Annotated in this window: 21 protein-coding genes, 2 tRNA genes, 2 pseudogenes and 1 riboswitch; of the genes and pseudogenes, 18 read left to right on the top strand and 7 right to left on the bottom strand. The window is 36.2% G+C overall.

Translation table 11 applies throughout. The annotated features are described in order from the left end of the window. Positions 1-77: 77 nt before the first annotated feature. The 11 genes and pseudogenes from AC1Q8L_RS27685 (at position 78) to AC1Q8L_RS27735 (ending at position 11688) form a co-directional block, all read left to right on the top strand. Positions 78-149, top strand: a tRNA-Gly gene (locus AC1Q8L_RS27685). A 10-nt stretch (positions 150-159) separates the two neighbouring features. Then, a tRNA-Ala gene (locus tag AC1Q8L_RS27690) sits at positions 160-232 on the top strand. A gap of 117 nt (positions 233-349) precedes the next feature. Next, on the top strand, positions 350-1495 hold the full coding sequence (locus AC1Q8L_RS27695) for a glycerate kinase (protein ID WP_000869578.1): 1146 nt from the start codon (positions 350-352) through the stop codon (positions 1493-1495). A 210-nt stretch (positions 1496-1705) separates the two neighbouring features. Next, positions 1706-2599: an arginase gene (gene rocF, locus AC1Q8L_RS27700; RefSeq protein WP_000711574.1), complete on the top strand. Its 894-nt coding sequence runs from the start codon at positions 1706-1708 to the stop codon at positions 2597-2599. A gap of 248 nt (positions 2600-2847) precedes the next feature. After that, entirely contained in the window at positions 2848-3669 is an 822-nt protein-coding gene (gene cdaA, locus AC1Q8L_RS27705; protein WP_001115694.1) for a diadenylate cyclase CdaA, read from the top strand. Continuing rightward, on the top strand, positions 3662-5149 hold the full coding sequence (locus tag AC1Q8L_RS27710; RefSeq protein ID WP_000359607.1) for a CdaR family protein: 1488 nt from the start codon (positions 3662-3664) through the stop codon (positions 5147-5149). The genes cdaA and AC1Q8L_RS27710 overlap by 8 nt, the downstream gene beginning before the upstream one ends. After that, positions 5142-6488: a phosphoglucosamine mutase gene (gene glmM, locus AC1Q8L_RS27715; RefSeq protein ID WP_000521476.1), complete on the top strand. Its 1347-nt coding sequence runs from the start codon at positions 5142-5144 to the stop codon at positions 6486-6488. Before AC1Q8L_RS27710 ends, glmM begins: the two co-directional genes overlap by 8 nt. 288 nt (positions 6489-6776) lie before the next feature. Continuing rightward, positions 6777-6963 (top strand): annotated as a pseudogene (locus tag AC1Q8L_RS27720) (hypothetical protein). 12 nt (positions 6964-6975) lie between these two features. Continuing rightward, positions 6976-8778: a glutamine--fructose-6-phosphate transaminase (isomerizing) gene (gene glmS, locus AC1Q8L_RS27725; RefSeq protein WP_000334155.1), complete on the top strand. Its 1803-nt coding sequence runs from the start codon at positions 6976-6978 to the stop codon at positions 8776-8778. 273 nt (positions 8779-9051) lie between these two features. Next, a pseudogene (locus AC1Q8L_RS27730) lies at positions 9052-11014 on the top strand (S9 family peptidase). Between the two features lie 107 nt (positions 11015-11121). Beyond that, the gene (locus tag AC1Q8L_RS27735; protein ID WP_098311640.1) at positions 11122-11688 is read left to right on the top strand and encodes a DUF4256 domain-containing protein; all 567 of its coding nucleotides are present in this window, start codon (positions 11122-11124) and stop codon (positions 11686-11688) included. Positions 11689-11760: 72 nt separating this feature from the next. Here the strand turns inward: AC1Q8L_RS27735 and AC1Q8L_RS27740 are convergent, their stop codons facing one another. Beyond that, positions 11761-12267 carry a DoxX family membrane protein gene (locus AC1Q8L_RS27740; RefSeq protein ID WP_000236337.1) on the bottom strand — a complete coding sequence of 169 codons (507 nt, stop codon included), beginning with the start codon at positions 12265-12267 and terminating at the stop codon, positions 11761-11763. A gap of 157 nt (positions 12268-12424) precedes the next feature. Then, complete coding sequence (locus AC1Q8L_RS27745; RefSeq protein ID WP_000038602.1) at positions 12425-13726, bottom strand: DUF5068 domain-containing protein; 1302 nt, start codon at positions 13724-13726, stop codon at positions 12425-12427. A 438-nt stretch (positions 13727-14164) separates the two neighbouring features. Between AC1Q8L_RS27745 and AC1Q8L_RS27750 the strand changes: the two genes are divergently transcribed. Continuing rightward, complete coding sequence (locus AC1Q8L_RS27750; protein WP_002094237.1) at positions 14165-14941, top strand: SDR family oxidoreductase; 777 nt, start codon at positions 14165-14167, stop codon at positions 14939-14941. A gap of 37 nt (positions 14942-14978) precedes the next feature. On the opposite strand, the gene AC1Q8L_RS27755 is transcribed toward AC1Q8L_RS27750, so the two are convergent. From AC1Q8L_RS27755 to AC1Q8L_RS27770, 4 genes are all read right to left on the bottom strand, one after another. Continuing rightward, on the bottom strand, positions 14979-15647 hold the full coding sequence (locus AC1Q8L_RS27755; RefSeq protein ID WP_000527153.1) for a methionine ABC transporter permease: 669 nt from the start codon (positions 15645-15647) through the stop codon (positions 14979-14981). Beyond that, positions 15622-16662 carry a methionine ABC transporter ATP-binding protein gene (locus AC1Q8L_RS27760; RefSeq protein WP_000571302.1) on the bottom strand — a complete coding sequence of 347 codons (1041 nt, stop codon included), beginning with the start codon at positions 16660-16662 and terminating at the stop codon, positions 15622-15624. Before AC1Q8L_RS27760 ends, AC1Q8L_RS27755 begins: the two co-directional genes overlap by 26 nt. 12 nt (positions 16663-16674) lie before the next feature. Then, positions 16675-17487, bottom strand: a complete 813-nt coding sequence (locus AC1Q8L_RS27765; RefSeq protein WP_000756982.1) for a MetQ/NlpA family ABC transporter substrate-binding protein — start codon at positions 17485-17487, stop codon at positions 16675-16677. A gap of 85 nt (positions 17488-17572) precedes the next feature. Next, a riboswitch (SAM riboswitch) is annotated at positions 17573-17687 on the bottom strand. Positions 17688-17766: 79 nt separating this feature from the next. Then, positions 17767-18675, bottom strand: a complete 909-nt coding sequence (locus AC1Q8L_RS27770) for an NAD(P)-dependent alcohol dehydrogenase (protein ID WP_000643855.1) — start codon at positions 18673-18675, stop codon at positions 17767-17769. A 157-nt stretch (positions 18676-18832) separates the two neighbouring features. Between AC1Q8L_RS27770 and AC1Q8L_RS27775 the strand changes: the two genes are divergently transcribed. The 5 genes from AC1Q8L_RS27775 (at position 18833) to AC1Q8L_RS27795 (ending at position 24804) form a co-directional block, all read left to right on the top strand. Further along, positions 18833-19597 (top strand): DUF6612 family protein, encoded by a 765-nt coding sequence (locus AC1Q8L_RS27775; RefSeq protein WP_000713524.1) that lies wholly within the window; start codon positions 18833-18835, stop codon positions 19595-19597. A gap of 66 nt (positions 19598-19663) precedes the next feature. Then, positions 19664-21100 carry an FAD-binding oxidoreductase gene (locus tag AC1Q8L_RS27780; protein WP_000746313.1) on the top strand — a complete coding sequence of 479 codons (1437 nt, stop codon included), beginning with the start codon at positions 19664-19666 and terminating at the stop codon, positions 21098-21100. Then, positions 21097-21630 (top strand): MFS transporter, encoded by a 534-nt coding sequence (locus AC1Q8L_RS27785; protein ID WP_000222367.1) that lies wholly within the window; start codon positions 21097-21099, stop codon positions 21628-21630. The genes AC1Q8L_RS27780 and AC1Q8L_RS27785 overlap by 4 nt, the downstream gene beginning before the upstream one ends. A gap of 78 nt (positions 21631-21708) precedes the next feature. Further along, positions 21709-23427 (top strand): DUF3981 domain-containing protein, encoded by a 1719-nt coding sequence (locus tag AC1Q8L_RS27790; RefSeq protein WP_000674039.1) that lies wholly within the window; start codon positions 21709-21711, stop codon positions 23425-23427. A 117-nt stretch (positions 23428-23544) separates the two neighbouring features. Then, positions 23545-24804: a multidrug effflux MFS transporter gene (locus AC1Q8L_RS27795; RefSeq protein ID WP_229190176.1), complete on the top strand. Its 1260-nt coding sequence runs from the start codon at positions 23545-23547 to the stop codon at positions 24802-24804. 33 nt (positions 24805-24837) lie between these two features. On the opposite strand, the gene AC1Q8L_RS27800 is transcribed toward AC1Q8L_RS27795, so the two are convergent. Then, positions 24838-25284: a hypothetical protein gene (locus AC1Q8L_RS27800; RefSeq protein ID WP_000282865.1), complete on the bottom strand. Its 447-nt coding sequence runs from the start codon at positions 25282-25284 to the stop codon at positions 24838-24840. 274 nt (positions 25285-25558) lie between these two features. Between AC1Q8L_RS27800 and AC1Q8L_RS27805 the strand changes: the two genes are divergently transcribed. Further along, positions 25559-26062: a hypothetical protein gene (locus AC1Q8L_RS27805; protein ID WP_000756522.1), complete on the top strand. Its 504-nt coding sequence runs from the start codon at positions 25559-25561 to the stop codon at positions 26060-26062. Positions 26063-26069: the final 7 nt, after the last annotated feature.

Raw genomic sequence — 26069 nt, forward strand, 5'->3', positions numbered from 1 at the left:
CATTAGCTCAGTTGGTAGAGCATCTGACTTTTAATCAGAGGGTCGAAGGTTCGAATCCTTCATGGCTCACCATTTTCGCGGAAGTAGTTCAGTGGTAGAATACAACCTTGCCAAGGTTGGGGTCGCGGGTTCGAATCCCGTCTTCCGCTTTATTACTAAGGGGCCTTAGCTCAGCTGGGAGAGCGCCTGCCTTGCACGCAGGAGGTCAGCGGTTCGATCCCGCTAGGCTCCATCTAAACACAAAAAAGCTTACATCATATGATGTAAGCTTTTTTGTGTTTAAAAAGACAACTTTTATATTTATCGTTTAAAATGAAGAAAACGTAAAAATAAGGGATGGGGGATAATTATGAAAGTTGTTATTGCATCTGATTCATATAAAGAAAGCCTAAAAGCTATAGAAGTATGTGAAGCTATTGAAAGAGGTTTTAGAGCAATTTTTCCTAATGCAAAGTATGTGAAAATACCAATTGGAGATGGAGGAGAAGGGACGGTTGAATCGCTTGTTGATGCTACAGGGGGGAGAATTATATCAATTAGTGTGACAGGACCGCTTAGAGAAAGTGTGCAAGCTTTTTATGGCGTGTCTAAAGATAAAAAGACAGCGTTTATTGAAATGGCAGCAGCATCAGGATTACAGCACGTTCCAGTTGAAAAGCGAAACCCACTTATTACAACGACAAAAGGAACAGGAGAACTTATATTACATGCGCTAAATCAAGGGGCGGAGTACATAATTTTAGGACTTGGAGGAAGTGCTACAAATGATGGTGGGGCAGGCATGTTAGCAGCTTTAGGAGTAAGATTTATAAATGATAAGGGTGAAGTAATAGATCCATCTGGAGGTACGTTACATTCGATTGTTGCTATTGATTTTTCACAAATGGACCCACGCTTAAAGAGGGTAAAGATAGAAGCGGCATGTGATGTGGATAATCCATTAGTCGGAATGCAGGGAGCATCTTTCGTATTTGGGAGACAAAAGGGTGCGAATATAGAGATGATGAAAGAGCTAGATGAGAATTTAAAACATTATGCGAATATCCTTAAAAGATATGTATCTTCTGATGTATCTGAAATACCTGGTGCAGGGGCAGCAGGAGGAATGGGGGCGGCTGTTATTTCAGTGCTAAAGGGAGACTTGCGAAGGGGCATTGAAATTGTATTGGATTATACAAATTTCGATAAACATATAGAAGATGCAGATCTCATTATAACTGGTGAAGGTAGAATAGATGAACAAACTGCATATGGGAAGGCTCCTGTTGGTGTTGCGGGGCGTGCGAAACGTTTTTCTGTGCCTGTAATTGCCATTGGAGGGTCTGTATCATCTGATTATTCAGCCGTGTACGAGAAAGGAATAGATGCGGTATTTAGTATTACAACGAGACCGATGACACTAGAAGAAGCATATAGAGTAGCAGAAGAAAATATTGAAATGACAACGAAGAATATTGCAACAGTATGGAAAATAGCGTCAGAAAAACACTTCTAAATGTAGGGGTGTTTTTTTATTATTATTTAATAATAGTGATTGTGATTGTTTCATTAAGTTAACTTTATACATAGAATAGTCTTGAAATTTGATTTTGAACGTGAATATAAGTGAATAATTTGTATATCCATACAGAAAAATGTCGAGTTGAGTCAGACTATATAAAAGATTTAAAATATTTAGTGAAGGCACAGAAGGGGGATACTATCTATGAAAAAAGAAATCTCAGTTATTGGAGTTCCAATGGATTTAGGGCAGATGCGTCGTGGCGTTGATATGGGACCGAGCGCAATCCGTTATGCAGGGGTAATTGAAAGAATTGAAGAAATTGGATATGACGTTAAAGATATGGGAGATATACGTATAGAGAGAGAAAAAGAGATAGATGAAAATACAAAATTAAGAAACCTTACACAAGTTGCAACTGTATGTAATGAATTAGCAAGTAAGGTGGATCATATTATAGAAGAAGGTCGTTTTCCACTTGTATTAGGTGGTGACCATAGTATTGCTATCGGTACATTAGCTGGTGTAGCAAAACATTATAAAAACTTAGGTGTTATTTGGTATGATGCACACGGTGATTTAAATACAGAGGAAACTTCACCATCTGGAAATATTCACGGTATGTCACTTGCAGCAAGTTTAGGTTATGGACATTCTTCACTTGTAGATTTATATGGAGCATATCCAAAGGTGAAAAAAGAGAATGTCGTAATTATCGGTGCGCGTGCATTGGATGAAGGAGAAAAAGATTTCATTCGCAATGAAGGTATTAAAGTGTTCTCAATGCATGAAATTGATCGTATGGGGATGACGGCTGTTATGGAAGAAACAATCGCATATTTATCTCATACTGATGGTGTACACTTATCATTAGATTTAGATGGTCTTGATCCTCATGATGCACCAGGTGTTGGGACGCCTGTAATTGGTGGTCTATCTTATCGTGAAAGTCACTTGGCGATGGAAATGTTAGCAGAAGCGGATATTATCACATCTGCTGAATTTGTTGAGGTAAATACGATTTTAGATGAGAGAAATAGAACGGCAACAACAGCAGTTGCTTTAATGGGTTCTTTATTCGGTGAAAAACTAAAATAAATGTAAGAAAAGCAACTGAGAAGTTGCTTTTTTTATTTGAAAATAGGCGTATAATAATGATTTATATTATACTGTAAGATAAAAATGTTTGACATCTTACCAATTTGAGCTAAAGGGGGTTGTTTGTAATTGTCGTTTGTTTCATGTATGGTATAATTAACTAGTTGTTGGAAATACATACAGATAGAGCATAAAACAATATTTCAATATATGGATAGAATTGCTCGTAAGTAGGAGGAAGGGATAGCATGCCTTTTGAAGATACGACCATTTTGAAATATCTTAGTACGGCATTAGATATTGCCATTGTATGGTTTATTATATATAAGCTGATTCTCATAATCCGAGGGACGAAAGCTGTTCAACTTTTAAAAGGGATTACAGTTATCATTGTCGTTAAGATGATTAGTATTTTCCTTGAATTGCATACGTTATCTTGGCTAACTGAACAAGTATTAACATGGGGATTTTTAGCCGTTATTATTATCTTTCAGCCAGAATTGCGAAGAGCACTTGAGCAGCTAGGGCGCGGGAGTTTATTTTCGCGTGTTGGACCGCATGAGGATGATGAACCTGAAATGGTTGCAACAGCGATAGCAAAAGCAACCGAATATATGGGGAAACGTAGAATAGGTGCATTAATTACTTTGTCAAAAGAGACCGGTATGGGTGATTATGTGGAAACGGGTATTCCGCTGAATGCAAACGTATCATCGGAATTACTTATTAATATTTTTATTCCAAATACACCTCTTCATGACGGAGCGGTAATTATGCAAGGAAGTACAATTAAAGCAGCAGCATGCTATCTTCCATTATCAGAAAGTCCGTTTATTTCTAAAGAATTAGGAACTAGGCATCGTGCTGCAATGGGAGTTAGTGAAGTTACTGATAGTATTACAGTAGTTGTGTCTGAAGAAACTGGTCAAATTTCTTTAACGAAAAATGGTAAGTTGCATCGTGATTTGAAGACAGAACAGCTGAAGGATATGTTATTAGCTGAATTTAGTGGGAACGAAAAAACGACTTCTTCGTCTTTATGGAATTGGAGGAGAAAGCGTCATGGATAAGTTAATGGAGAATCATTGGTTTTTAAAAGGGATCTCATTACTATTGGCGTGTATGCTTTTTATGTCAGCGACGTTAACTGAGAAAAATACGACATCAGGTATATTACCTTTTGCAAATGATACGAAAGAAACATTAACTAATTATGAGATTAATCTTAAGTATGATGAGGAGAAATATATTGTAAGTGGTATTCCAGCAGAGGGCGTTAAGGTGAAGTTAGAAGGCCCAAAAGCATCAGTTGCTACAGCAAAAGCAAAAAAACAATTTGACATACCAATTGATTTGCGAGATAGTCCAAAAGGAACTTATGAGATTTCTTTAAAAACGAACGGGCTTCCAGACGATGTGAAAGGAACAGTTCAGCCATCAACAATTAAAGTTACTCTTCATGAAAAGGCGAGAAAATATGTTCATGTAGATTTGAAATTATCAAATGAGGATCAAATGCCAGCGGGGGCTACTCTCGAAAAATCAAGCATTAAACCGGATACTGTTGAGGTAGTTGGGACGAAAGAAGAAATTGAAAGCATTTCATCTGCCAAAGCGTATGTTGATTTAAAAGGTGTTAATAAAACTGTTACAAAAACGCCCGAAGTTACATTATACAATAAAGAAGGAAAACGTTTAAATGTAAGAACAAGTCCATCTAAAATTAGTGTAACATTGAATGTGGCAACGCAAACTACAGCCAATAATACTGAAAAAACTGTTCCTGTAACGTATACGAAGAAGGGGAGTTTAGCAGAAGGATTGGCAGTTACAAATATCAGTGTCGAGCCGAGAGAAGTAACAATAGCTGGTCCAAAAGATATTTTGGATAATATACAATCGCTAGAGGGGGTCGAAGTAGATCTTAGTCAATTGACAGAGTCTACAACATTCGATGCCTCTGTTTTATTACCCAAGGGTGTAACCAGTGCAAAACCGAATCAAGTGAAGGTTTCGGTGGGAGTGCAAAAAACAAAACAAACGAAAACAAAAACGATTGATGGCATCCCAATCCAAAAAAATGGACTTTCTAAAGATGTTACGGCTCAGCTAATTTCGCCGCAAGATGGAAAGATAAGTGTTGATATTTCAGGAGAAGCAAGTATAGTAGATAAAATAACAGCTGCCCAAATAACAGCGGTAATTAATTTGCAAAATGTATCTTCAGGGACGAAAGATATTTCTATTCAAGTGAGTGGACCTGGTAATATTTCAATAGAGCCAAAACAAAAAAGTGCTAAAGTTACTATTGTAAAGAAAGAAAAACCAGATAAAGAAGTACAAGGTAACGGTCAACAACCGGATTCAAACACCAATCAAGAAAATCAAAATGAGAAGCCAAAAAATCCTGAATCCAATCAAGAAAAAGAAACGGAACAGGAAAATAATCAAAACCAAAATCAAGATAAAGATAAAGAAACTAGTCAAGAACCAACGGTAGATAACCATAATCAAAAAGAGCAAGAAAAAGGAGCGAATCATAATGGGTAAATATTTTGGTACAGATGGAGTACGTGGAGTTGCAAATAAGGAGTTAACACCTGAATTAGCTTTCAAAATTGGGCGTTTTGGTGGTTATGTATTAACAAAAGATACAGATCGTCCAAAAGTAATTATCGGTCGTGATACACGTGTATCTGGCCATATGTTAGAAGGAGCTTTAGTAGCAGGTCTATTATCAACTGGAGCAGAAGTAATGCGCCTTGGCGTTATTTCTACACCGGGCGTTGCTTATTTAACAAAAGCACTAGATGCACAAGCAGGTGTTATGATTTCTGCATCTCATAATCCAGTACAAGATAATGGTATTAAATTCTTTGGTTCAGACGGCTTTAAATTAACAGATGAGCAAGAAGCTGAGATTGAAGCTTTATTAGACAAAGAAGTTGATGAACTACCACGTCCGACAGGTACTAATCTTGGACAAGTGAGCGATTACTTTGAAGGTGGACAAAAATATTTACAGTACATTAAACAAACTGTTGAAGAAGATTTCTCTGGCCTACATATCGCTTTAGATTGTGCACATGGTGCAACTTCTTCTCTAGCTCCATACTTATTTGCAGACCTAGAAGCTGATATTTCAACAATGGGAACTTCTCCAAACGGTATGAATATTAACGAGGGTGTAGGATCTACACATCCAGAAGGCTTAGCTGAATTGGTAAAAGAAAAAGGTGCGGATATTGGACTTGCTTTTGATGGCGATGGCGACCGTTTAATTGCTGTAGACGAAAAAGGAAACATCGTTGACGGTGATCAAATTATGTTTATTTGTGCGAAGTACATGAAAGAAACTGGTCAATTAAAACATAATACAGTTGTTTCAACTGTTATGAGTAACTTAGGTTTCTACAAAGCACTTGAAGCAAACAATATTACAAGTGATAAAACAGCAGTTGGTGACCGCTATGTAATGGAAGAGATGAAACGCGGTGGTTACAACTTAGGTGGAGAACAATCAGGCCATATTATCTTACTTGATTACATTACAACTGGTGACGGAATGTTAAGTGCACTTCAACTTGTAAACATCATGAAAATGACGAAAAAACCATTATCTGAGCTTGCAGGAGAAATGACGAAATTCCCACAATTGCTAGTAAACGTTCGTGTAACAGATAAAAAATTAGCATTAGAAAATGAAAAAATTAAAGAAATTATTCGTGTTGTAGAGGAAGAAATGAACGGTGATGGCCGTATTCTTGTTCGTCCATCTGGAACAGAGCCACTTATTCGTGTAATGGCAGAAGCACCAACACAAGAAGTTTGTGATGCATATGTACATCGCATTGTAGAAGTTGTGAAAGCCGAAGTTGGCGCTGAGTAATTAGCTGAATTTATATGAAAAAGGAGCACAAAAAGTGCTCCTTTTTCATATGTTTTATAGACGATGAAAAAAATTTCATTGACGGTTTATCCATGTTTGTTATAAGATGGTCTTGTTCTTTTTCTCAAAGGAAATATTGTAAATTATAAAAGCGCCAGAACTACAAATAGTGTAGTTGACGAGGTGGGGTTTATCGAGATTTCGGCGGATGACTCCCGGTTGTTCATCACAACCGCAAACTTTTACTTAAATCATTAAGGTGACTTAGTGGACAAAGGTGAAAGTGTGATGAGAGAAGAGGAACGGATGAAAACTAGCTGTATAAGTATATACGGACTTAAACCCAATCGAGAGGAAGGTGAAAGCCGTTACAAGCTTACAGGGCTAGCAATATGTAATCCGTTTTTTTAGTATAAATAAAAATGGTATCGGACTATGTCGTTACATGTTCGCAGAGCAGTGTAAGCATTTGTAACGGCGACTAAACATGTGTGGAATCGTAGGATTTATTGGAGAGCAAGATGCAAAGGAAATTTTATTAAAAGGTTTAGAAAAGCTAGAATATCGTGGATATGATTCAGCAGGTATTGCAGTACAAGCAGAGAACGGTGTTGTTGTATACAAAGAAAAAGGCCGTATCGCAAAACTTCGTGAAATCGTAGATGAGAACGTAGCAGCAAGCGTAGGTATCGGACACACACGCTGGGCTACACACGGTGTTCCAAGTAAAGTAAACGCGCATCCGCATCAAAGTACATCAAAACGCTTTACACTAGTTCATAACGGTGTAATTGAAAACTATGAATTAGTGAAAAAGGAATATTTACAAGATGTAACGTTCGTAAGTGAAACAGATACAGAGATTATCGTACAGCTTATGGAACAACAAGTGAGCACAGGATTAAGTGTAGAAGAAGCGTTCCGTAATACGCTATCTCTTTTACATGGCTCTTATGCAATCGGATTACTTGATGCTGAAAATCCAAACATGATTTATGTTGCTAAAAACAAAAGCCCGCTATTAGTAGGTGTTGGTGACAACTTTAATGTTGTGGCGAGCGACGCTATGGCGATGTTACAAGTTACAGATCAATTTATTGAGTTAATGGATAAAGAAATCGTAATCGTAACGAAAGAAAGTATTACAATTAAAAATTTACAAGGTGAAACGATTGAACGTGCACCGTTTACAGCGGAATTAGATGCAAGTGATATTGAAAAAGGAACATACCCTCATTTCATGCTTAAAGAAATCGATGAGCAACCACTTGTAATCCGTAATATAATTCAAAAGTATCAAGATGAAAATGGCGAGATTGAATTAAATCAAGACATTCGCAATGCGATTTTAGATAGCGATCGTATTTACATCATTGCATGTGGAACGAGCTATCATGCAGGTCTTGTTGGAAAACAATTTATCGAGAAGTTTGCAAAAATGCCAGTTGAAGTGCATGTAGCAAGTGAATTCTCTTATAACATGCCATTATTAACAGAAAGACCATTCTTCATTTACATTTCACAAAGTGGTGAAACTGCTGATAGCCGTGCAGTACTTGTACAAACAAATGAAATGGGTCATAAAGCATTAACAATTACAAACGTGCCTGGTTCTACTCTTTCTCGTGAAGCTGATTATACACTTCCGTTATATGCTGGACCAGAAATTGCAGTTGCATCAACGAAAGCTTACACAGCACAGCTTGCAGTACTTTCAATTTTAGCAGCTGATATTGCTAAAGCAAAAGGTGAAGTTCTTGATTTCGATTTAACACACGAACTAGGACTTGTAGCAAATGCAATGATAGAACTTTGTGATCAAAAAGAAGAAATGGACGCATTAGCAAAACAATTTTTAGCGACAACGCGTAACTGTTTCTTCATCGGACGTAGCGTAGACTTCTACGTAGGATTAGAAGGTGCGTTAAAACTAAAAGAAATCTCTTACATCCAAGCAGAAGGATTCGCTGGAGGAGAGTTAAAACACGGTACAATCGCTTTAATCGAAAATGGTACACCAGTTATCGCACTTGCTACACAAGAGCACGTAAACCTTGGAATTCGCGGCAACGTGAAAGAGGTAGTAGCACGCGGAGCTAACCCATGTATCATCTCAATGAAAGGCTTAGAAATGGAAGGAGACAGCTTCGTATTACCAGCTGTACACGAAGCACTAGCACCGCTAGTAGCAGTTATTCCATTACAACTTATTTCATACTACGCAGCACTTCACCGCGAGTGTGACGTTGATAAGCCACGTAACTTAGCTAAGTCTGTTACTGTTGAGTAGGAGATTGGTAGGTTAATAAATATAGTTGTAGCTTTAAAATAAATTTACAAATTTGCACCCCTTTAGATATTTTATCTAAAGGGGTGTTTTTGTGTCGAAAAATAACATCTAGAATTGGTAAGTGGATAGAACCCTATAGATTAAAGTTTTACTTTATCGAATTCACTTTTATTTATCTGAATTTTCCGTTATTATTTTAAGTATTCATGAACAATTTCTTTTATTACGACAAAAAGAGACGAGAGATTTATGGACATTTCAGGGGGGATATTGATGAAAACGATTAAAAAAACATATCTAAGTATAGAAGAGATTATTTCATTACCAACCTTATCAAGTACAAACATAAGTGATGATGGTAAAAACGTAGCATTTGTAAAGAAGACGGCTGATTGGAAAGACAATACATATAGGAATCATGTATGGATATATGAAAAAGATAAGAAGCAGAGTTACCCATTATCAAATGGGGATATAGATAGTACACACCCATTATGGTCTCCAGATGCTAAGTGTATCGCATATCTTAGTCCAGTTGGTGATGGGAAAAATCAGATATTTGTTAAGTCGCTAGATGGTTATAGCGAGGTTCAAATTACTGATGAGCAGGAAGGAATTAGTACATTCAAATGGGATCCTGCTGGCAAAGGTTTTTATTATGTTGCACAGTCAAAAGAATGTGAGGAAATAAAGAAACGTAAGGAATTATATGGAGATTTCGATCATGTAAGTAAGGAACACCAGAATAATTGTTTATATTACATTGAAATAGAAAAGGTGATACAAAGTGATACAGATGAACATGAGAACAGAGTTGTTTATCGATTAACTGATGGTAAGGATTTTCATATCCATGAATTTGATATTTCAAATGATGGTAAAAAGGTTGTATTTATGGCGACACCAAGCTCAAATATGGCAGATTATATAAATGGAGATCTATACATACTCCATATTAAACCTGGAGAGCTACAAAAGCTGAATGTGGATAAATTGTTGGGAGGGAGTGTTTGCTTTTCTCCAGAGGGCAGCAAAATTTGTTACTCAGCAAGCATAAGAGAGAGATTACTATAGAAACTATATACAAGATAGTACGTTAGAGATATATGATATTCATAATGGAGAGCTAATTCAACCTTTAACAGATTTTGATAGTACGGTTATGCCATTACAGTGGACAGCTAAAGGGATTTTAATTAGATGGCAGAATAAAACGAATTATCTTATTGGGTTGCTAGCTGAAGATGGAACTGTGGAAATATTAAGCGAAAAAGTAGATGGCTTTATAATGGATGCTTCTATAACAAAGGATGGAAAATATATATCCTACAATAAGGCAATAACAAATGAAGCCTTTGAAATCTATTTAGACGATAAAAAAATAACGGATGAAAATAGCTTTTTCAAAGGGAAACTTAGAAGTAACAGGGAAATCATCTCATGGAAAAGTAGCGATAGTCTTGAAATAGAAGGTGTTTTATCAACGCCAGTAGAGTTTGATACTAATAAAAAATATCCTTTATTAGTAGTAATTCACGGCGGTCCGGCTTGGGCGTCTTTTCCGATATTTTCAGACTGCTTCAATGAGAAATATCCGATTGAACAGTTTATTGAAAAAGGCTTTATCGTTTTAGAACCAAATTACAGAGGAAGTTCAGGTTATGGTAATGAATTTTTAAAAGCTAACTATAGAAAACAGGGGATTGCTGACTACGATGATGTTATATCTGGAGTGGATGAACTAGTAGAAAAAGGGATGGTAGACAAGGATAGAGTAGGAGTTATGGGATGGAGCAACGGTGGATATGTATCAGCTTTCTGTTCTACATTTAGTAGTCGATTTAAAGCTATTTCAGTTGGCGGTGGAATCACTAACTGGAGTACCCATTATGTAAATACAGATATACCTTATTTTATTAGAATGTATTTAGGAAATACTCCATGGAATGATCCAGAGATATATACGAAGACATCACCTATGACGTATATTGAATCAGCTTGTACGCCTACCTTAATTCAGCATGGAGAAAAGGATGCAAGAATTCCAATTACAAATGCATATGATCTATATCAAGGATTAATGGATATGGAAGTGGATACAGAATTAATTATATTTAAAGGAATGGCATATAGTCCTAATCAGCCGGGAATGAATGTAGCTATTATGAAGCAGAATTTGATGTGGTTTTCACACTATATTCTTGGAGAAAGTATGGAGGGTTTTAGAACTTTATAATGGATGTTTGTACAAGACATAAGGCTGAAACGGTCTTCATCTTGAGATGATTTATTATAAAATATATACTTAAACTAATATCTGTACACACATCAGGGAGGACTAATATGACAGGAAATAAAAATGACTTACTAGTAGAAAAACGTCAAGAGTTATTGAAAGTATTGCAAGCTCGTTTTGAGAAAAATATGAACCGCCATGAAGGTCTTGAATGGGCTAAGGTTGAAGCTAAGATAGAAGCTAATGCTGAAAAATTATGGTCACTTAACGAAATGGAAGTAACTGGCGGTGAGCCGGATGTTGTCGGTTATGATGAAGAAAAGGACGAATATACTTTCTATGATTGTTCAAAGGAGAGTCCTAAAGGGCGCAGAAGTCTTTGTTATGATCTTGAAGCGTTAGAATCAAGAAAAAAACATAAACCAGAAAATAATGTTATTGATGTTGCAAATGCTATGGGCATTGAACTATTAACGGAAGAACAATATCGGGAAATGCAACAACTTGGGGATTTTGACATGAAATCATCAAGTTGGGTACAAACACCTTCAGATATTCGAGAACTCGGTGGTGCTCTATTTTGCGATTATCGCTTCGGACATGTTTTCGTGTACCACAATGGAGCAGACTCTTACTATGCTGCCAGAGGTTTTCGTGGCTCGTTAAAAGTTTAAATTAGGATAAATAAGAAAAAGAGCCTATACTCAGGCTCTTTTTCTTATTTATATTTTAAAAGTAAACTGTTACTACGCAGTTTTACTTAATTTATATGTTCCGTGGTTATTTTTACGGAAAAGTTTAGGGAAAACATAGCCATCTAATCCAATACGTCCAGCGTTTTGCCCTGCAACTAAAATGAACATAGTTAAAATAAGCAGATTTGGGTTTACACTAACAGTTCCGCTTAATAAAAATGAAAGATTCATTATGATTCCGAAAAATGCAGCTGTTTTTGTTAATCCGCCTAAAATTAAACCTAGACCTACTAAAATTTCTCCCCATTGAACTAAAAAGCTAAATAGGTCTGCGTTTGGAAGAACAAAATTTTGAAGAAAATCTGCCCACCAACTTTGTACTGCAGGATGGTCACCTGATGCTTGAGCGATAGCGCCCTTTAGAAAACCACTTGCATCAAAAGATTGTCCGAAAACTTTACCTATCCCAGCAGCGAGCCATGCATATCCTATGTAAAATCGTAAAAATAATAATATGAAAGCAGCACGTTTATCAGTTCTTAAAAAATTGATAACCATTGAAATCCCTCCAATATTCTATTTACATGTTTATTATATATCCATTGTGAAAAAATTCACAATGGATAAAGTGTGAACAAAAATGGTGTTTTTATAAAATGAAAAAGGCATATAACAATCATATGTTATATGCCTTTTCTATTATATATTTATTAATTTATTTAGGTAATGTAAATTTAGCTTTTTTACCTTGTGAAATATCTTTAGCTTCTTTATTTCTCATAGGTCCTAACTCAATCTCAAAGCTTTTGTCTTTCCAAATCTTTTCATACTGCTCTTGATCTAAAATATATACTTGTAGTAACTCTCCAGATGTTCCTGTTTTGACTGAAGCATTATAGTCATAATTTAATAGCATACCTTCATTAATCGTATATTGTGTACCATCATTCACTCTCAATGTAGAGCTTATAGGAGACAGTGAAACGTCTTGAGCATCTTTGTTATCAAGCTTGAATTTTACTGTTAACAGAACAAGACCGTTTTTAAAATTTGCAAAGCGTGGAGCTTCGACGGAATTTGGTGTGAATTGAGTGAATTGGTATCCGTCTAATGTAACATTAACAGCGCCTAATTCTTGATTGTTATTAATACTTGATTTCTCTTTTAACATTTTTTTATCGCCCATGTTATTAGCTGTAGCTTTATCTTGGTAGAAAGTATTATCTGTTGCAACTTTTTCAGCACCCTGTTTGTTTAAACTTAATGAAAAGCTTCCAGGATTTCCGATTGGAGCATCAAATTTTCCTTTATTAGCTTGTGCAGTTGGGACTGTGACTGAGACTGTTGAGAGACTTGAAATTTTCGCTAGATCATCTTTTCCGAATGGATAAGCGATATAACCAGAAATAGTTTCTCCTGCTTTTACTAAGTAATCATTCGTTGGAGCAAGTTTAGTTGGGAGCTGATCTTCTTTTGGAATTAAATCTTTATAGTTACTATATGCTTTCTGCGCGCCAGTAAATGACATGTCCAATGCTGGCATATAATAAATATCTTTAGCTGAACTATTTTTTACGCTGTAGTTCACAAGAATAACTCCGCCTTCTGTTTGACGATTAAACGGAATATCGAAGTTTGTATGGAATCCATTTAATTCAACTAATGTGTAACTATTCATTGATACTGAAACATCTTCAGCTTTATAGACTTGTGGTTCTTTATTTTCAAAAAGAACTTTTGTTTTACCACCTGTTTCTTTTTCCATATAGGAAATCAGCTTAGAGTAGTCGCTTGATCCAGTAGCTGTATTTTCAGGCTTTTTATCTTCAGTTTTTTTATCTTCGGATTTTTTTTCAGTAGGTTTACTTTCTTTCGTTGTATCTGTTTTTTCCGTTTTGCTTTCTTTTGTTGCATTCTCTTTTTGTTCTTTATTTGTCGTATCGCTTTGACCACAGCCGGTTATTACAAAAGCTGCTACGATTACTGCAGAAAATAAAGAAAGTAATTTTTTTGACATATTTCTTCCCCCTATTTGTTTAAAACTAAATTCTCACATTAGCCCCACGTTTTATTATAAGAAGGTTAGTTAATATTTACCAGTATTTTCTGATTATTTCCATTATTTATTATATTATAATATAATAAATTCGATATAAGTTTGGAATGGAATATTGGTTTTTATTTTTTTATCATTTGAAATAGTACATCATATTGATATGATAGAAACAGAGATATATGGAAAGGAGACAAGGACTCGATATGTGGATGAACTTGTAATGATTAGAAATTGGATAGATGAATTTTTCTCTCATAAGTGAGGGTTTATTTAGCTATTTGTAAATCATGCAAGGACTGCATAGTTGGCTTGTACATCCCTTTTGTAAGGACAGAGGTCTAGGTGGGGAAATTTATATCTCTTATATAAAATATGCGTCCTTTAAACTTGGAGGAGTATATGATGAACCAATTAAAAAATAAAGTAGCAGTTGTCACAGGCGTAAGTCGTCTAGACGGTATAGGAGCAGCGATTTGTAAAGAATTAGCTGAGGCAGGATACGATATATTTTTTACGTATTGGACGGATTATGATAAAGAGATGCCTTGGGGCGTTGATAAAAATGAACAAATACAATTAAAAGAAGAGCTATTACAAAAAGGTGTTAGAGTATTGAGCATGGAGTTAGATTTAACTCGGAATGATGCACCGAAAGAGCTTTTAAATAAAGTTACTGAACAATTAGGGTACCCTCATATATTAATTAATAATGCAGCATATTCTACGAATAATGATTTCTCTACGTTGACTGCTGAAGAATTAGATAAGCATTATATGGTTAATATTCGTGCGACTACATTGCTCAGTAGTCAATTTGCCCGAGGATTTGATAAGAAATCTGGTGGTAGAATTGTTAATATGACTTCGGGGCAATTTCAAGGTCCTATGGCAGGAGAACTAGCTTATGCGACAACGAAGGGAGCTATTGATGCTCTTACTAGTACGTTGTCAGCAGAAGTAGCTCAATTAGGAATAACAGTGAATGCAATTAATCCAGGACCAACCGATACAGGATGGATGACTGAAGAGATAAAACAAGGGTTAAAGCCGATGTTTCCTTTTGGCAGAATTGGTGAGCCAAAAGATGCAGCTAGACTCATTAAATTTTTAGTAAGTGAAGAAGCTGAGTGGATTACGGGGCAAGTTATTCATTCAGAAGGCGGATTTAAAAGATAAAAAGAAGGTATCTCACCCTGGTGAGATACCTTCTTTTTTAATCTTTCTTCAGTCTTCGTGCAACCCCATTACCTAAAGACTGTAATCCTTGAACGAGGATAATTAGAATAAAGACGGTTGCATACATTACTTCAGGTTCATAGCGTAAATGTCCGAAGCGATATGCTAAGTCCCCTAGCCCGCCAGCACCTACAAGACCAGCCATTGCTGTTGCGCCGATTAAGCCAATCGTTGCAATTGTTAATCCAAGTACAAGGGAGGGACGAGCTTCTTTAACCATGACGTGCCAAATGATTTTTATAGTAGAGACTCCCATCGCTTGATAGGCCTCAATGACACCGCGATCTACTTCTAGTAAAGCTGTCTCCATTAAACGTGCGATATAGGGAGCTGTGAAGACGACAAGTGGTACGATAACACCTTGCACGCCAATGGATGTTCCCATTAGAAACTTTGTAAAAGGTAAGATGAAGAATAATAGAATGATAAATGGAAGAGAGCGAATGATATTAATAACTGTATTAAGAATAGGATAGATGATTTTATTTTCACGCTGCCCACCAGGTCTCGTTAAAACAAGTGTGACGCCAAGTGGCAGTGCAATAAGGATTGAGATGAGTAATGAAATAGATGTCATTTGAAAGGTTTGAATTGTGGCTTCCCATATGACTTTACCCCATTCATCCAAAAAGGACTTGTTTCCCATAATCTGTTCTGCCTCCTTCTACAATGATTCCTTGCTCTTGTAAAAATGATAAAGCACGGTGGATTTCATTTTGTTCTCCTTGCATATGAACGACTAATTTCCCATATGCTTCATGTTTTAACTGCGTAATATTACCGGATAAAATATTCGGATACACTTGGAAACGTTTTGTGGCAACAGCTAAGGCAGGTTCACCTGAAGTAGTGCCAATAAATGAAAGTGTTACAATTTCTCCAGTATTCTGTAGTTCTTTCTGTACCTCTTCTGGAATTTTAGCTGCAAAGGCGCTATTTACAAATTTCTTCGTTGTTACATGTTGTGGGTTTGTGAAAATATCTTTCACAGTCCCGCTTTCGACTACAGATCCATGTTCCATAACGGCAACGCGGTCGCATATACGTTGGATAACGTTCATTTCGTGTGTAATGAGTAAAATCGTAATTCCAATTTCTTCGTTAATCTTTAATAACAAATCAAGAATAGAATCAGTTGTTTCTGGATCTAAAGCGCTCGTTGCTTCGTCACTTAATAACACTTCAGGCTCATGTGATAGTGCACGTGCAATTGCAACGCGCTGTTTTTGACCGCCAGAAAGTTCACTTGGATAAGCATCTTTTCGATTGAAAAGATCGACAATGCGTAAATATTTTTCTACCCTTTTTTTAATTTCCACTTTTGGAATACCAGCAAGGCGTAAAGGTAATGCAATATTTTCATAGATGCTAACAGTTTTAAGTAAATTGAATCCTTGAAAGATCATTCCGATTTTTTGTCTCGCTTTTGCTAGTTCTTTTGTCGATAACGTTGTTAAGTCTTGTTCGTTTACAATGATATTTCCTGTCGTTGGTTTTTCTAATAAATTTACACATCGAATCAATGTGCTTTTACCAGCGCCGCTATACCCAATGATTCCAAATACCTCGCCTTTTTCTACTTTAAGGGAAGTAGGCTTAAGAGCCTCAACAGTCCCTTTTTTTGTTGAAAATACTTTGGATATGTTTTTTAATTCAATCATTATCGTCAGCTCCTACCAAGATGGTAAAACTGAACCATCAAATTTTTTCTCGATAAACTCTTTTACTTCTTTAGATTGATAAGCTTTCTTTAATTTATTTACAACGGCATCATCTTTATTTTCATTACGAACAACGACCCAGTTCACATATGGTGAATCTTTTCCTTCGCGGAAAATAGAATCTTTCGCCGGACTTAATTTTGCCCCTAATGCAAAGTTTGTATTGATTGCGGCTGCTTTCACTTCACTTAGTTGTGTTGGTAATTGAGATGCCTCTAATTCAACAATCTTTAAATTTTTCGGGTTTTCAATTACATCCTTTGCAGTCGCTTTTTCTGTAGCCTTTGGATCAACTTTTAAAACCCCTGCTTTTTCAAATAATTTTAAAGCTCGCAGTTCATTCGTTGGGTCATTGGGTACAGCAATTGCATCGCCCTCTTTTAAGTCTTTTACATCTTTTATATCTTTAGAATATACGCCCATAGGGAATGTTACTGTTGAAAATACTTCAGCTAATTTCATATTGCGTTCAGCTTTAAATACATCTAAATACGATTTTGTTTGGTAGCTATTTACATCAAGGCTTTTTTCATCTAAAGATACGTTTGGCGCTACATAATCATTAAATACTTTTATGTCAATTTCCAGACCATCTTTTGCTGCAACTTCTTTTACCTTTTCAAAAATTTGTTCATGTGGTCCACCTGTTACACCGACAGTAATCTTTTTCTCGTCTAATGCTTTTACCTCTTTATCTGAACTCGCGCTACATGCGCCTAATAATAATACTGCTCCGCTTACAATGCTTAATAATACCTTTTTCATCTATAAATCCCCCTTCATATACGTTCCAAAATAAAAAGCACCTCCCAAAAATAAGAGAGGTGCCGAATAGACGAAATAGATTCCTCTCTTATCTTCCAAAACGAAAACTCGTTTTGCAGGAATTAGCACCTTAGCTTATACTTCATAAGCTCGGTTGCCGGGCATCATCGGGCCAGTCCCTCCGCCACTCTTGATAAGAGTATGTGTATGTAGTTTTGAATATGGTACTAATAGTAAATCGTACAAAAAGAATTGTCAATGGTATTTTCAGAATATATTTTATTTTAAGGTAATCGAAACATTTCCTTTCTTATGGCCCATTTCTACATACGTATGGGCTTCTACAACTTCTTCTAATCGGTAAGTTCTATCAATAACAGGTTTTAGCTTTTCTGTTTCAGCTAGTTGTTTTAGTAGGTTCATATCTTCTTTACTGACCTTTGCCATCATTCCGTTCACAGATACATATTTTCCATTAGGCATTAATGCATCTGTACAAAGAGACTTATTATATTTTCCAACTGCGTCAAATATAATATCGTAGTGGTCGCCCCGCTTAGTAAAATCTTCTTTCATATAATCAATTACGTTGTCTGCCCCTAAAGCTGTTACTAAATCGAAATTCGAACTACTACAAATGGCTGTGACAGTCGCCCCGAAGTATTTAGCAAGCTGTACGGCAGCTGTCCCTACTGACCCAGAGGCGCCGTATATAAGTACTCGTTGCCCTTTTTTTATCTGTCCTTTTCTAAGGAAGTGCAATGCTGAAGTTCCGCCAAAAGGAATAACGGCAGCTTCTTCATATGTCACATTGGTAGGTTTTAATGCTATTAATCCACTTTCATGCACGCATGTGTATTCCGCATAACCACCAAGGTTTAGTTCTGTTAATGCAAAAACTGGATCTCCTTTTTTAAATTGTGTTACATCTGATCCAATGTCTTCGATTTCACCGGATAACTCTACGCCAAGTATAGGTTTTCTCGGTTTTCTGAAACCTAATATGATCCGCATAGGAATCCAAAATAAGAGGGGGCTATTAAAGCCACGTATTCTACAATCTCCAGTCGATACACTTGTTGCATGAATTTTAACTAATACTTCATTTTTCTTAGGTTTAGGCTTTTCTATATTTTGAAGCTGGAGAACATTAGGTGGTCCATACTTTGTGCAAATAATAGCTTTCATAATGACCTCCTGAAATGAGTTGTTATTATTTACATCATATTTAAACTTTTTCTCAAACATGTTGCTATATAGGAAATAAATTTAAAGAAGAATATTACGAATTATATAGATTTCATAGGAAAAGAGATGATATTATTTTTGGGAAGGAGGGGACGTTATGAAAAAATTTATTTTAATTTCAAGTTTAGTACTTGCAGTCGGTCTAGGAGTAGGGTGTAGTAATGAGAAAACAAAAAAGACTGATGAGCCGAAAAAAGAAGCTGTGCAGAAAGAAAAGGAATTAACAGCGAAGGATGTTTTCAATAAAGCGAATGAAGCTTTTAAAAACGAAGAAAATGTAACGATGACATATGATGTGGGAATAAAGGCTGAAGGAACAGAGATGAATGTAATAAAGGCCAAAATGCAATTAGAGCCGAAGCAAAAAAATTCTCGTTCTGAAATGAATGTTTCTGGTACAGAGGTTGTTGTTTATGATGTGGGTGGCAAAATTGCTGGTCAGTTGAAAAATCCTAATACGGGTGAAGTGATGTCTGTACCAGAGGAACAATTAAATGCTAACGGAATGAATGCGACTCAAGGAATGGTAGATAATTTAGAGATTCCATCGGAAATTTTAAATAAAGTGAAGATGGAGAAAAGTGGAGATAATTATAAGCTGAAGTTTGCATTAAAAGGGCAAGAGACAGAGAGTATGTTAGCTAGTATGGATGAAAAGCAGAAACAAATGCTACAAGGCCAAAATGCAAAGATAGAAGAAATAGATGGAGAATATATTATTACAAAAGATTTTAAATATGAATCAGCAAAGATAGATATGGTTATGAGTAGCAATGGTGAGGATAAAGCGCACATTATTACGGATGCGAAGTTTACATCGTATGATAAATTTGATCCAATACAATTGCCAGCAGCAAAGTAATCACTGTCAAGAGAGGTACCTGAAAGAACGGGTATCTCTTTTTGTTGCTAATAAGGAGAGTGTCCTTTGAAAAAAAGAAAGATAGTAGTGGTCATTGTCGCATATACGGTTTTGCTTGCAACGTCTGTACATACGTATAAAAAACAAATTGATCATCCTATTATGAGTGATGTAGGTAAATTGCTTCCGACAAAAATAAAACGTGTTGAAAGTGCTACGGAAGAGCACTCGTTAATAAAATTAGTGCGAGATGCAAAAGTTTCAGGAGAGAAAATTTCCATTGCAGGCATGCAACATAGCCAAGGAGGACAGACATATTATCCGAATGGCACGATGCTCGATATGAAAGGATATAATAAAATATTAGAATTCGATCCAGAGAAGAAGCGTATTACAGTTCAAAGTGGTGTCACGTGGAATGATATTCAGAAGAAAATAAATCCATATGGCCTTGCGGTACAGGTCATGCAGTCCCAAAATATTTTTACTGTTGGTGGTTCATTAAGTGTAAATGTACATGGGCGTGATATTCGTCATGAGGCACTAATTGATACAGTAGATTCATTTAGATTGTTAATGGCAGATGGCACGGTACGTAATGTAAGTAGAGAAGAAAATGCAGAGTTATTTCCATATGTCATTGGGGGTTACGGTTTATTTGGAGTTATTTTAGATGTGACGCTGAAGTTAACAGATGATGAATTATATGAAATGCACACGAGAATGATAGATTATAAAGAATACGCATCTTATTTCAAAGAGAAAGTGAAAAGAGATGAGAATGTTCGTATGCACTTAGCGCGTATTTCTGTTGCTCCAAATTCATTTTTAAAAGAGATGTATGTGACGGATTATACTTTGGCACAAAATCAAAATATGAGAGAAGAGTACAGTGAATTAAAGGAAGAAAATATTATAGCTGCACCTAAATTTTTACTTGGGTTATCACGTTATAGTGATTGGGGAAAGAATACATTTTGGGATATACAAAGAGGTTATTTTGAACGTACAGATGGAAAGTATGAGACGCGTAATAATGTTATGAGATCAGATAGTGCTTTTATGGAATATGAAAATCCAAATAGGACCGAAGTGTTACAAGAATACTTTGTGCCTATAGATGCTTTCACGGAGTATATAGATGATTTACGTAACGCATTAAATGAAGAAGAGTTTAATTTACTCAACATTACGATTCGTTACGTGGAAAAGAATGAAAATGCAGTTTTGTCCTATGCGAAAGATGATATGTTTGCGCTGGTTCTTTTGATTAACCAGGGACGCTCAGAGAGTGAGATAAAGAAAACAGAGGATGTCATTCGGAAGATGATTGATGTTACTTTAAAGCATAACGGTAGTTACTATTTGCCGTACTATTCTTATCCAACGAAAGAGCAGTTAAAAAGGGCATATCCCCGTATTGAAGAATTTCTCAAGAAAAAGAAGGAAGTAGATTCAGAAGAGAGATTTGTTAATTTATTTTATAGGGAGTATACGAAATGACATATAGAAGATTTGTGGCTTCGCAAAGTATTATCATGATGGCAGGAAGTATGGTATTTCCTTTTTATATATTATTACTTCGAAACGTTGGAAATAGCTTCTCGCAATTTGGCTGGGCGTATGGCTTATTTGCTTTAACATCAGCACTTGTATATCCACTAGTGGGAAAGGTATCTGATCAAGTAGGTGATAAAAAATTATTAATCATATACGCTTGGTCCATGGCAATCTTAATGCTTTGCTTTCCGATTGCCACGGAAGTATGGCATGTGTATATTCTTCAAATTGTAATGGGGGTTTTAGGTGCTGTGCAGCGTAATACTGAGAAGACTTCATTAGCACGAAAGGTTGCGCAGGAAAAGGCTGGTTATGAGATTGGAAAATACCATGTGTGGACATCCATTGGCGGAGCAGTAGCGGTTATTGCCACGGGATATTTAGTAGATTTCTTTACGATCGGTACAATTTTTTATATTGCATCTATTCTATATGTAGTGAGCGGGATTGTATTAAGTAGTAAAAAAATATAACTATTCCTATTTTCACCTTAATACCCTTTATTTGTTATACTAAAAGGGAATACAAAAGAAAAGGGGACAGTGCCTTTGATGAAATTTGTAGTTTTAGCTATTCTTACTTTGTTTTTGATTCCATGGACAAGAAGTAGTAGTAAGCTTCGAGCAGTGGATAAGAAGGGAGATAAGAAGGTTGTAAAGGGTAAGAAATCATCTATTTTAGTTATTCCTGTTTTATTTTGGATAGGTATTGCAATCTATGAATACTTTTGGCTAATTGATGATCGAGTAGATTCGATTCTTACTCATTATTCTGTTGCAGTAGCAATTTTAATTGGGCTTGTTTTATTTTCACAAGATCAAATAGGGAAATTAGAAGGTACATTAAAAGGACTTCTAATGTTTATTTTACTCGCAAGTTACGGCTACTTTGGTTATTTGCACGATATAGTAATCTCGCAAAAGAAATATGATTCTGTTGTTAAGATAGAGAAAGATATTTCAGAGCCATTTACTGAAAATGACCAGCCGTTTACAGTGCCGCCAAAGACAGCGGAGAATAAGATGAAAAAAGTATTTGGTGATATTCCGAAAGTAGCTTATTTTGAGCTAGGAGAATTAACGCCACAAATGGTAAACGGCGAAGCTTTATATGTAGCGCCGATTGAAGTTTCAGGATTTTTTAAAGCGCGTAAAGCTGAGACAATTCCAGGGTATGTAACGATGTCAGGTACGAATCCTGATGCGGAAGCGAAATTACACCTCGGTTATAAAATGAAATATGTACCGAGCATGTTTTTTGGTAATAATTTAGAACGTGTGGTAAGGCAAGCAGAACCAAATTTAATCTTTAAAGGGAAACCTAAATTTGAGGTTGATGATAAAGGGAAACCATATTATACAATGACGTATGGTGAATTTATTTCAGGAAGATCTGGATTTGAGGTAGAAGGTGTTGTCGTAGTAGACGCACAAACAGGTGAAGTGAAAAGGTATGATAAAGGAAAGGCACCTAAATTTGTTGATGGTGTATTAAATCATGAGACTGCATCTACGTTAAATACGTACTTTGGTAAATATATTCACGGATTTTGGAATACGAAATTCTCGCAAACTGATATGAAGATTCCGACTGAGTGGGGAACGAAAGAAGGAGTTACACCAATCTTTGGTAAGGATGGAACGTTATATTACTTTACTGATTTCACCTCTCCGAAAGAAGGAGTAGATTCTGCGTTAGGTTACTCGCTTATTGATGCGCGTACAGGTAAGTTATATTACTATAACGGCAAAGAAGTAAAGGGAATTATGGATGGTTCAGCAGCTACAGAAGTAGTGGATAATTCCTTTAAGAGAGAGAAATGGCATGGGACAATGCCTGTCATTTATAACGTATACGGAAAACCAGCTTGGATTATTCCGGTTGTTGATGACGGAGGCCTAGTACGTGCACATACAGTTGTATATGCTGCTAATGCAAAAATATTTGCGACAGGTTCGACGCAGAAAGAAGCGCTTGAGAATTATAAAAACGTAATGAGCGGTAATGGTGATACCTTTAGACCAACCTCAACAGGAAAAGAAGCGCAAAAAGAAGGTATTGTACAACGTGTATATAAAGAGAAATCAGGTGAAAATACAATCGTGTACGTACTTTTAGAGAATGAACAAAAGGTATTTATGATACCAGTGAAGAAATTCCCGTATGCTATGTTTACAGAAGTAGGAGACCCAATTCAAATTACATATTTAGATACAGGAGAGACGATGGCCTCGGTATCTAAATTTGCGAATAGCAATGTGAAAAAGTAAAGCGATAGAATTTCTATCGCTTTTTTTACATTATGAAAGAGGAAAATGCGCTGTACTTGACGTATGTTTATGATGTAACTATAATTGTTACGATTCAGTGTGTATAGGAAAGGGTGAATTGAAAAAGTGAATGAAGTTAATCACGAAATATATAAACCTGTAAAGGCAAACAGGTTATGGATGATTCTTGTATTAGGAACACTTACGGCGATTGGGCCATTATCTATTGATATGTATTTGCCTTCATTACCGAAGTTAACGGATGATTTGCAAACAGGTGCATCCCTAGCGCAGCTTACATTAACAGCTTGTTTGCTTGGGCTGTCAGTAGGGCAATTATTTGTTGGCTCAATTAGCGATATTTACGGAAGACGCAAACCACTTATTATTGCTCTTATTATTTATGTTGCTTCTTCTTTACTTTGTGCTATTGCGCCATCTATTTGGACATTAGTATTATTGCGCTTCCTACAAGGAGCTTCAGGATCAGCCGGGATTGTTATATCACGTGCAATGGTACGTGATATGTACTCAGGTTCTGAAATGACGAAGTTTTTCTCACTGCTTATGTTAGTAAACGGAGCAGCACCTATTTTGGCACCGATTATTGGAGGGCAATTATTACAGTTTACAACGTGGCGCGGTGTTTTCATCGTTCTTGGAGCAATTAGCGTATTCATGTTAATCTCAGCTACTTTTGTATTGCGTGAAACATTACCTCCTGAAGAAAGAGAAACGGGTGGTTTGTCAGGGACTTTGGCGACGTACGGAAAATTGTTAAAGGACCGTCTGTTTATGGGATATGCATTGTCACAAGGATTAGTAACAGCGGCAATGTTTGCATACATTTCGGGCTCACCATTTGTGTTGCAGAACATATACGGAGCATCACCACAGCAATTTAGTTTATTCTTTGCGATTAACGGCATCGGTATTATTATTGCTAGTCAGGTAACGGGTCGTTTAGCGGGGAAAGTGAATGAGAAGACATTATTTGTTGCTGGTATTATTATCGCAGCTGTTGGTGGCCTATCTTTACTACTGACAATCGTACTAGGAATAGGTTTAATCGGTGTTTTATGTTCGTTATTCCTTGTTGTATCAAGTGTCGGGGTTGTATCAACAACTGGGTTCTCATTAGCGATGAGAAATCAGAAGCAAGCTGCAGGAACAGCGTCAGCTTTATTAGGCTTATTACAGTTCATTTCAGGAGCGCTTGTCGCTCCGCTAGTAGGTATTGGTGGGAGTAATACAGCGTTACCGATGGGTGTTGTTATTGCGCTTTGTGAAGTAGGAGCAGTATTATGTTATCTATTTATGGCCAGAAGAAGTGAGAAGCAGTTTGAACTGCAACAAAGACAAAATTTAGAGGCTTAACAAAAAAGAACTGATTCAAAGGGAATGTTTGAATCAGTTCTTTTTTTCATTTCTTTGAAATATCTCATACATATTATTCATGATCGTATCATATAAAACAGCAAGTTTATCCCACACCCAGCGATTACTATCGACTTCTTTTTCCCCACAGTCGATAATATCGGTATGGTCAGTAATTTTATACGCTTTTTTAACGATAATAGGAGCAATCTTCGGTATACGTGGGATTTCCTTTAAGGTATCTGCAAAGTTTCCAATGTAGACATGACCGATGATTTCGATTGTTAATGATTTATCCGATATATTTAGCGCGGTATGAAATTGATTTGTATGTTGTTGTTTTAAATATTGAGCTAACTTAAATGGAGCATGCTTCTTCTTTAATACGCGGCGAAGGCTCTCTGTATTTTCGATATGAAGTGATTTTTCGCGAATAAGGACACGAATATCTTCTCCCATAAAAGGCATTGTGTTGTACATAGATGATTCTCCTTAAAACCTTACATATGTTTGCGTTATGCATATGTAAGTCTAGCATGGTTTGTTCTTTATGTGTGCTTACAGTTTTGTAAGGTGATGTAGTAAAGCATTGCAAAAGTTATTTGTATAAAGTGACGATACTGTGACAAACATGTTGGTATATATATTACGATGTCGTCTTAAGTGTAAAAAGTAGGGCGTTCTCGGTATAATAACAAGTGGAGATAAAAGAAACTATAATGAGTAATAGCTGTAGATAAAAGGAGAAGAAGAGATGAAGAAGGTTTTGGGTATTGCTGTAATGGGAAGTATGATCCTTCTAGCAGGATGTAATGGAAATAAAGATACGAAAGAACCGAAAGAAAAGGTAGAGCAATCTACTGAACAAACAGAAGAGATGAAAGAATACCTTGCAGTACATGAAAAATACGATATAAAAATGAATAAAGAAATTAATAAAGCACTGCAGTTATTTGAAGTGGCAAAAGAAAAGGGCGGTAAGGAAATAACGAATGCTACATATAAAGAAGACGTGCAAAAGGTAACAACGAGCATGTTAGAAGATATTGATCATATACGTAAAGAAATTCGTGTTCCGAAGTCGAAAGAGCAAGAACATGAGGTATATATTGGTTTCTTGAATGAATCAGAACAAGCGATGAAAAAATTACAGAAGTTAGCTAAAGAAGAAGATTCATCGTTGATTCGTGATATAGAAATTAATTTTGCAACAGCATCGACATACTATAAACGTTTTCAAGCAGAAACGAAAAAATAACCTTGCC

It is taken from the genome of Bacillus sp. GW823-FHT06A11, from assembly GCF_058795355.1.